This is a genomic window from Pseudomonas sp. 05N434 (assembly GCF_056396965.1).
On the sequence record NZ_JBFTMK010000438.1, the window covers coordinates 1 to 4,332 of the forward strand.

At 60.8% G+C, this 4,332-nt stretch carries 4 protein-coding genes; all 4 read right to left on the minus strand.

The genetic code is table 11. The features are described from left to right. Nucleotides 1-292 precede the first annotated feature (292 nt). A complete protein-coding gene (locus AC1DLB_RS22750) occupies nt 293-1,069 on the minus strand; it encodes an SDR family oxidoreductase (RefSeq protein ID WP_018928086.1) in 777 nt (258 codons plus the stop codon). Beyond that, complete coding sequence (locus AC1DLB_RS22755) at nt 1,066-2,277, minus strand: O-succinylhomoserine sulfhydrylase (RefSeq protein WP_018928087.1); 1,212 nt, start codon at nt 2,275-2,277, stop codon at nt 1,066-1,068. Before AC1DLB_RS22755 ends, AC1DLB_RS22750 begins: the two co-directional genes overlap by 4 nt. 67 nt (nt 2,278-2,344) lie before the next feature. Beyond that, nucleotides 2,345-3,850 carry an amidophosphoribosyltransferase gene (gene purF, locus AC1DLB_RS22760; RefSeq protein WP_477785684.1) on the minus strand — a complete coding sequence of 502 codons (1,506 nt, stop codon included), beginning with the start codon at nt 3,848-3,850 and terminating at the stop codon, nt 2,345-2,347. Between the two features lie 41 nt (nt 3,851-3,891). Then, nucleotides 3,892-4,332, minus strand: a 441-nt coding sequence (locus AC1DLB_RS22765; RefSeq protein ID WP_477785685.1) for a CvpA family protein, incomplete at its 5' end; no start/stop codon positions are given.

A 4,332-nucleotide genomic window follows, 5' to 3' on the forward strand; every position in this document is an offset into this window, starting at 1 on the left:
TCTCCCAGCTGAGCTAATCACCCTTTGCATCTCTGAGGCCGCGAAATTTACGCAGGTACCGAAGCTAAGTCAATACCCCGCTTGAAGTTTTTCTAAAAAAGACAAAATCGTGTCATTCCGGACGAGGCCGACAACCGCCAGACCGCTTTCGCGAGCACGCTCGCCCCCACAGTGGACCGCGCCTCTTCAGACAACAGGTTTTCTAATGTGGGAGCGACCCGACTCTCGGCGGCGAGCCGACGATGATGGCAACACATTCAACATCAACGCCGGGGACAGCGCCCCTGCCCTGTTACTCGCTGTAAATCATCTTCTTGGTCATGCCACCATCGACCACAAACTCCTGGCCCGTGACAAAACCAGCGTTCTTCGACAGCAACCAGGCCACCATTGCCGCCACGTCTTCGACGGTCCCTACCCTGCCCGCCGGATGCTGCGCATGATCGGCGTCAGTCAGCGGTTCGGCGCGCCGTGCCGCTGGATCCCGTGCATCGATCCAGCCGGGACTGACCGCATTGACGCGAATCTCTGGCCCCAAACTGATGGCCAGGGCGTGAGTCAGGGCCAACAGGCCGCCCTTGCTCGCCGCATAAGCCTCTGTGTCGGGTTCCGACTGCGCGGCGCGGGTCGAGGCCAGGTTGACGATCGCGCCGCTGTGAGCGCGCAGGTACGGCGCACAGTGCTTGGCCAACAGCATCGGCCCACTGAGGTTCACTGCCAACACCCGGTTCCAGTAGGCCAGGTCGAGGCTTTCCAGGGTGATGTTGTGCGGATCGGCCACCGCCGCATTGCACACCAGCGCATCCAGACGCCCGAACTGCCCCAGCACCTCGGCCACACCCAGCGCCACCTGCGCTTCATTCGCGACGTCCATGGCGATGAACCAGGCGTTTTCGCCGAGCACCTTCGCCACTTTCGAACCACGCTCGCGATCCAGATCGGTCAACACCACCTGCCAGCCTTCGCTGATCAGCCAGGCCGCAATGCCCAGGCCAATGCCGCGCGCGGCACCGGTGACCAGCGCGACGCGGCCATGGGTACCCGTGGTCGGCGACGACAACTCAATCACAAGGCAGCCAACCCGCGCGCCAGATCGGCTTGCAGGTCTGCCACGTCTTCCAGACCGACCGCAATGCGAATCAGGCTGTCACGAATCCCCGCAGCTTCACGCTCTTGCGGCGCCAGACGGCCGTGAGAGGTGGTGCTCGGGTGCGTGATGGTGGTTTTGCTGTCGCCCAGGTTGGCGGTAATGGAGATCAGGCGAGTCGCATCGATAAAGCGCCAGGCGCCCTCTTTGCCGCCCTTGACCTCAAAACTCACGACTGCACCGAAACCCTTCTGCTGACGCTGGGCCAGTTCGTGCTGCGGATGGCTCTTGAGGCCGGCGTAATGGACTTTCTCGATGCCGTCCTGCTGCTCCAGCCACTCAGCCAGTTGCTGGGCATTGGCGCAATGCGCCTTCATGCGCAGGCTCAGCGTTTCCAGGCCCTTGAGGAAAATCCAGGCATTGAACGGACTCAGGGTCGGCCCGGCAGTGCGCAGGAAACCGACGACTTCCTTCATCTGCTCGCTGCGACCCGCCACGACACCGCCCATGCAACGACCCTGGCCGTCGATGAACTTGGTCGCCGAGTGCACGACAATGTCCGCGCCCAGCTTCAGTGGCTGCTGCAGCGCAGGCGTGCAGAAGCAGTTGTCGACCACCAGCATCGCGCCCTTGGCGTGAGCGATTTCCGACAGGGCGGTGATATCCACCAGCTCGGCCAGTGGGTTGGAAGGCGATTCCACGAAAAGCAATTTGGTGTTGGCCTTGATCGCCGCATCCCAGCCGGACAAGTCCGCCAGAGCTACGTAATCGACTTCGATGCCAAAGCGCTTGAAGTACTTCTCGAACAGACTGATGGTCGAGCCGAACACGCTGCGCGACACCAGCACGTGATCGCCGGCACTGCACAGACTCATTACCACCGCCATGATCGCGGCCATGCCAGTCGCCGTAGCCACGGCTTGCTCGGCGCTTTCCAGCGCGGCAATGCGCTCTTCGAATGCGCGCACGGTCGGGTTGGTGTAGCGCGAGTAAACGTTACCTGGTACTTCACCGGCAAAGCGTGCAGCCGCGTCGGCGGCGGTACGGAATACGTAGCTGGAAGTGAAGAACATCGGATCACCGTGTTCGCCTTCCGGCGTGCGGTGCTGACCGGCGCGTACGGCCAGGGTATCGAACGCTACACCTTCGAGGTCGCTGTCCAGCCGACCGGCATCCCAATCCTGACTCATGCTGTCACTCCTTGCCTTGCTCTTTATTTAGTAGATACAAAACCGGCCCCTCAGGGCCGGTAGTTACTCAGTTGTTGTACAGATCAATGATCGCACTGACTGCCTGGGTCTTGACCTTGGAGGCATCGTTACGTGCCTGCTCGATCTTGTTCAGGTAAGCCTCGTCGACGTCGCCGGTGACGTAATGGCCATCGAACACCGCGCAATCGAACTTGTCGATCTTGATCTTGCCGCCACCGACCGCTTCGATCAAGTCAGGCAGATCTTGATAGATCAACCAGTCAGCGCCGATCAGGTCGGCCACGTCCTGGGTCGAACGGTTGTGGGCGATCAGCTCGTGAGCGCTCGGCATGTCGATGCCGTAGACGTTCGGGTAACGCACGGCCGGGGCCGCGGAGCAGAAATAGACGTTTTTGGCGCCGGCTTCGCGCGCCATCTGGATGATCTGCTTGCAGGTGGTGCCGCGAACGATGGAGTCGTCCACCAGCATCACGTTCTTGCCGCGGAACTCCAGTTCGATGGCGTTGAGCTTCTGGCGTACGGATTTTTTCCGCGCAGCCTGACCCGGCATGATGAAGGTCCGACCGATGTAGCGGTTCTTCACGAAGCCTTCGCGGAACTTGACGCCCAAGTGGTTCGCCAGCTCCAGGGCCGCGGTGCGGCTGGTGTCCGGAATCGGGATGACCACGTCGATGTCGTGGTCCGGACKCTCGCGCAGGATCTTCTCGGCGAGCTTCTCGCCCATGCGCAGACGGGCCTTGTAAACCGAAACGCCGTCGATGATCGAGTCCGGACGTGCCAGGTAGACGTGTTCGAAGATGCACGGGGTCAGCGACGGGTTGGTCGCGCACTGACGGGTGTGCAGCTTGCCGTCTTCAGTAATGTAGACCGCTTCGCCGGGTGCCAGGTCGCGAATCAGGGTGAAACCGAGCACGTCCAGCGAAACGCTTTCGGAGGCGATCATGTACTCGACGCCTTCATCGGTGTGACGCTGACCGAAAACGATTGGGCGGATGCCGTGCGGATCGCGGAAACCGACGATGCCATAACCGGTCACCATCGCCACGACCGCGTAACCACCGACGCAACGGTTGTGCACGTCGGTGACGGCCGCGAACACGTCTTCTTCAGTCGGCTGCAACTTGCCACGCTGGGCCAGCTCGTGTGCGAACACGTTGAGCAGCACTTCCGAATCGGAGTTGGTGTTGACGTGGCGCAGGTCAGATTCGTAAATCTCCTTGGCCAATTGTTCAACGTTGGTCAGGTTACCGTTGTGCGCCAGGGTGATGCCGTACGGCGAGTTGACGTAAAACGGTTGAGCTTCGGCCGAGGTCGAGCTGCCCGCGGTCGGATAACGCACATGGCCAATGCCCATGTGGCCGACCAGGCGCTGCATGTGACGCTGATGGAACACGTCACGCACCAGGCCATTGTCCTTGCGCAGGAATAACCGGCCATCGTGGCTGGTCACGATACCGGCAGCGTCCTGGCCGCGGTGCTGGAGGACGGTTAGCGCGTCATACAGCGCCTGATTGACGTTCGACTTACCGACGATACCGACGATGCCACACATGCGACGCAACCCCTACTTAATGGATCTGAACTGAACACAACTCACTGAGGCGTTTTGGCCGTCGGCAAGAGGTGCTCCTTGAACGGAATATCAGCGGGTACGCTGATTCCGCTGGCAAGCCACTGACTGCTCCACCCGAGGATCAGGTTTTTGGACCAGTCTGCGACCAATAGAAATTTTGGCACGAGCTGTGACTCTTTCCACCACTCGTCCTGCTGTACCGGCCCCAGGCTCAACAGCCCGACCGCCACGACCACCAGCAACACGCCACGCGCCCCGCCGAAAGCCATGCCGAGGAATCGATCGGTCCCGGATAGCCCGGTGACGCGAACCAACTCGCCGATAAGATAATTGATCATTGCGCCTACGATTAAAGTGGCGACAAACATGATGGCACAGCCCGTGATAACACGAGCCGACGGCGTAGCAATGTATCCGCCCAGGTACTCGGACAATGAACCACCGAACATCCAGGCAACGAC